General features: G+C 66.0%; 4 protein-coding genes. All 4 read right to left on the reverse strand.

Translation table 11 applies throughout. The annotated features are described in order from the left end of the window. Window positions 1-58: 58 nt before the first annotated feature. Window positions 59-1,654 carry an extracellular solute-binding protein gene (locus AB0G02_RS30810; protein ID WP_360800961.1) on the reverse strand — a complete coding sequence of 532 codons (1,596 nt, stop codon included), beginning with the start codon at window positions 1,652-1,654 and terminating at the stop codon, window positions 59-61. A gap of 85 nt (window positions 1,655-1,739) precedes the next feature. Then, window positions 1,740-2,675, reverse strand: a complete 936-nt coding sequence (locus AB0G02_RS30815) for a carbohydrate ABC transporter permease (RefSeq protein ID WP_360800964.1) — start codon at window positions 2,673-2,675, stop codon at window positions 1,740-1,742. Continuing rightward, window positions 2,672-3,661 carry an ABC transporter permease subunit gene (locus tag AB0G02_RS30820; RefSeq protein ID WP_360800967.1) on the reverse strand — a complete coding sequence of 330 codons (990 nt, stop codon included), beginning with the start codon at window positions 3,659-3,661 and terminating at the stop codon, window positions 2,672-2,674. Before AB0G02_RS30820 ends, AB0G02_RS30815 begins: the two co-directional genes overlap by 4 nt. Beyond that, window positions 3,658-3,965, reverse strand: a 308-nt coding sequence (locus AB0G02_RS30825; protein WP_360800970.1) for a fibronectin type III-like domain-contianing protein, incomplete at its 5' end; no start/stop codon positions are given. The genes AB0G02_RS30825 and AB0G02_RS30820, both read right to left, overlap by 4 nt.

Here is a 3,965-nt window from a genome sequence, read left to right on the forward strand (position 1 = left end):
CGGCCGTGACCGACTTCCCGGCGACCTGGCCGCCGTCCGCGGAGCAGCGGCCGGAAGATCAGCCGTTCTTCTCCTTGTAGCGCTTGTAGGCGCTGTTCACCAGCTCGATGTAGTCGTTCGAGCCCTTCGCCTCCAGCTCCTTGACGTAGGCGTCCCACGTGGAGAGGTCGCGCTGGCCGAGGATGAACTGGAGGGTGGACTGGGTGACCAGGTCCTTCAGCGGCGTCTCCATCAGGGCGGCGCGCTCGCGCTCCTCCTCGTTGAGCGGGGCGGGGGGAGGCAGCGGGCGCTGCTGCTTGTTCGCCATCGTCTTCTGGAAGGCGATCTCCTCCTCGGTGAACATCGACTGCAGCAGCTCGGTGGAGCCGCCGTAGGAGAAGACACCGCCCTGGAAGCCGAAGTCGCGCTGGAGGTTCTTGGGCGCACCGACGTTCATGCCGCCGAACGCGATCTCGGGCACGAGCTTGCGCTTGCCGGAGGAGTCCTTGTCGTAGGTCGTGCCGGGCACGCCCCACTTGGTGAACTCCTGGGCCTCGTCGGAGTACCACAGCCAGTCGATGAACTGCATGGTGGCCACGAACTTGTCGCTCTGGGCAGCCTTGGCCGAGACCATCAGGCCGTTCTCCAGGCGGGTGCCCGCGATGACGTCACCCTTGGGGCCCGAGGGCAGCGGGATCTTCGCCACGGTCGCGCCGGGGATCTTCGAGACGTTCGGCCGGTAGTCGTTCACGATGTTCTGCGCGTTGCTGCTGATCGCGTACGACTTGCCGCTGGCGAACTTCTGGATCGCCGCGTCGTCCTTCTGCGTGAAGCTCTCCGGGTCCATCAGGCCCTCGGCGACGAGCTTGTGGAAGTACTCGATGAGCTGCTTGTACTCCGGGGTCGCGCCGGTGAACTCGTACTTCTGCGCGGACTCGTTCCAGATCGAGTTCTTGACGTAGCCCCAGCCGGCCTGGGTGCCGAAGGTCTGGCCGGCGTAGTTCAGGATCGACTTGCCCTCGAAGCGGTCCGACAGCGGGTAGCTGTCCGGGTGCGCGGTCTTGATCGCCTTCAGGACGGTGTAGACCTCGTCCCAGTTCTTCGGCGCCTGGAGGTTGAGGCGCTGGAGCTCGTCGGTGCGGAACGCCAGGGTGTAGTCCTGCCAGATCTTCTCGTGCATGCCGGGCAGCACGTAGAACTTGCCGTCCTCCTGCCGCAGCGTGTTCAGCTCCGGCTCCAGCTTCCACTTCTCGACCTTGGCCTTGAAGTTCGGCATCAGCTCGAGGTAGTCGCTCACCGGCAGGATCGCGCCGGAGGAGACGAACTGCTCCTCCTGGCCCGGGTAGGTCTTGGAGATGATCGTCGGCGCGTCACCCGAGCTGATCAGCAGGCCGCGCTTCTGGTCGTAGTCGCTGTAGGGCACGACCGTCGGCTTGAGCGTGACGTTGGTCCGCTGCGTGATCTCCTTCCACAGCAGCCAGTCCTCCTTGAGCGGGTAGTGCGCCTGGTCGAGGTAGAGCAGGCTGATGTCCACCGGCTCGGCTGCCTTGAACTGCGTGCCGGCTTTGTAGTCGGCCATCGACGCGGTCTTCTTGCCCTCCAGGTCGACGCCGCCGCCCGCATCGGCGCCTTCCTCGCTGCACGCCGCCAGGCTGACCACGAGGCTGCCGGCCACGAGAGTCAGAAGCGTGCGCTTCCATGTCGTTCGCATCGTGCTCTCTCCTCAGGTGTATGACACCGTCGTCAACTCTGCGGACGCGCTACTGCTTGACCGCGCCGAGCATCACGCCCGACACGAAATAGCGCTGGATGAACGGGTACACGACGACGATGGGCAGCACGGTGAGCACCATCGTCACCGCCTTGATGTTGGCGGAGATGGCCACCGCGTTGGACTCCACGGCGCCGACCGACGTCGCCGAGGTGGCGCCGGCGATCATGTTCCGCAGGTACACCGTGACCGGGAACAGGTCCGCCCGGTCGAAGTAGAGGAACGCCTGGAACCACGAGTTCCAGTTGGCCACGGCGTAGAACAGGATCATCGTCGCCAGCACGGCCTTCGACAGCGGCAGCACGATCCGCAGCAGGATGCCGTAGGTGTTCAGGCCGTCGATAGCGGCGGCCTCCTCCAGCTCGGAGGGCAGGCTCTCGAAGAACGCCTTCATCACCAGGAGGTTGAACACGCTGATCGCGTTGGGCAGCACGACGGCCCAGATCGTGTTCGTCATGCCGAGCCCGTTGATCAGCACGTAGTTCGGGATCAGCCCGCCGTTGAAGAACATCGTGAACACCGCGATGCCGATGAGCAGGCCGCGGCCCTTGAGCTTGTGCTTGGACAGCACGTAGGCGTAGACCGTGGTGAGCACGATCGAGATCGCGGTGGCCGTCACGGTGTAGATGACGGTGTTGAGGTAGCTGTTCCAGAACGCCGGGTCGGCCGCGACGAGCTTGTAGGTGTCGAGGTTGAACCCGCGCGGCACCAGGTTCACCTGGCCGGTGCGGATGTAGACCTCGCTGCTGAACGACTGCGCCACGATGTTGACGAACGGGTACAGCGTCACCGCGACGACGACGAGCAGCACCACCACGTTGACGACCCGGAAGACCCGGTAGCCGGGCGAGTCGTCCAGCGACGTGCGGCGCGGTCCGGCGGGCTTGTCGATCCGCGCCATCAGGCGCGCGGGGTCGGTGGTCACCACAGGCTCGTCCCCACTGCTCGGCGCGAGATCGCGTTGGCGGACAGGACCAGGGTCAGGCCGATGACCGACTCGAACAGGCCGATCGCGGCGGCGTAGCTGAAGTTGTTCGACACCAGGCCGACGCGGTAGAGGTAGGTGGAGATGACGTCCGCGGTCGGGTAGGTCAGCGGGTTGTACAGCAGCAGGACCTTCTCGAATCCGACCGCCATGAACGTGCCGATGTTGAGGATCAGCAGCGTGACCATCGTTGGGCGGATTCCGGGCAGCGTCACGTGCCAGGTCTGCTGCCACCGGTTCGCGCCGTCGATCCGCGCCGCCTCGTAGAGCTGCGAGTCGATCGTGGTCAACGCGGCCAGGTAGAGGATCGTGCCCCAGCCGACGGTCTGCCAGACCTCGGAGGAGACGTAGAGGGAGCGGAACCAGCCCGGGTCCTGGATGAACGAGACCGCTTGACCGCCGAACGCGCGCACGATCTGGTTGACCGTGCCCTCCAGCGACACCAGCTGCATGATCATGCCGGCGACGATCACGATCGAGAGGAAGTGCGGCAGGTAGGACACCGTCTGCACGAACCGCTTGAAGTAGCGCGAGCGGACCTCGTTGAGCAGCAGCGCGAGCACGATCGGCAGCGGGAAGGTGAACAGCAGCGACAGCGCGCCGAGCACCATCGTGTTGCCGAAGACCTCCCAGAAGTTCGGGTCGTTGAAGAACATCTTGACGTACCGCAGGCCGACCCACGTCTGGCCGTAGATGCTGCCGCCCGGCACGAACTTGCGGAACGCGATCACGTTGCCGAGCATCGGCGCGTAGCGGAAGACCAGGAAGAACAGCAGCGGGACGACTGCGAGCGAGTAGAGCTGCCAGTCGCGCTTGAACGCCTTGCGCCAGGTGGTCTTGTACCTGGGTTGCCTGCGGATCCTGGGCGGTCTCCCCGACTCGCGCGGCGCGGCCTCGGTCGTCGGTTCGCTGATCCGGGTGGTCATGCTCGTTCCACCTCCTCGTGGGTGACCGACACGGCGGTGAGCCGGCGCCGCGTGTGGTCGACTTCGCGCAGCGGGCCGACGAGCCGCAGGTCCACCGCTTCGTGCACGTCCGCGCTCGACCGGGACACGCGCAGCTGCAGCGCGCCCGGTTCGACCACGCGCCGCCCGTCCCGACCGGTGAACGACGTGACGTCGGCCGGGACGCGGAACGTGACGCGTGCCGACGCGCCGCCGTCCAACGCGACCCGCGCGTAACCGATGAGCCGCTCGACCGGGCGCGTCACCTGCGCGACGGGGTCGTGCA

The sequence above is a fragment of the Actinosynnema sp. NPDC023658 genome (assembly GCF_040639995.1).
In the GTDB taxonomy this organism is placed as follows: Bacteria; Actinomycetota; Actinomycetes; order Mycobacteriales; family Pseudonocardiaceae; genus Actinosynnema.

What these genes read in the sequence shown, in the direction of transcription:
- AB0G02_RS30820 (WP_360800967.1), bottom strand. Translation starts at nt 3,661, where the DNA reads ATGACCACCCGGATCAGCGAACCGACGACCGAGGCCGCGCCGCGCGAG.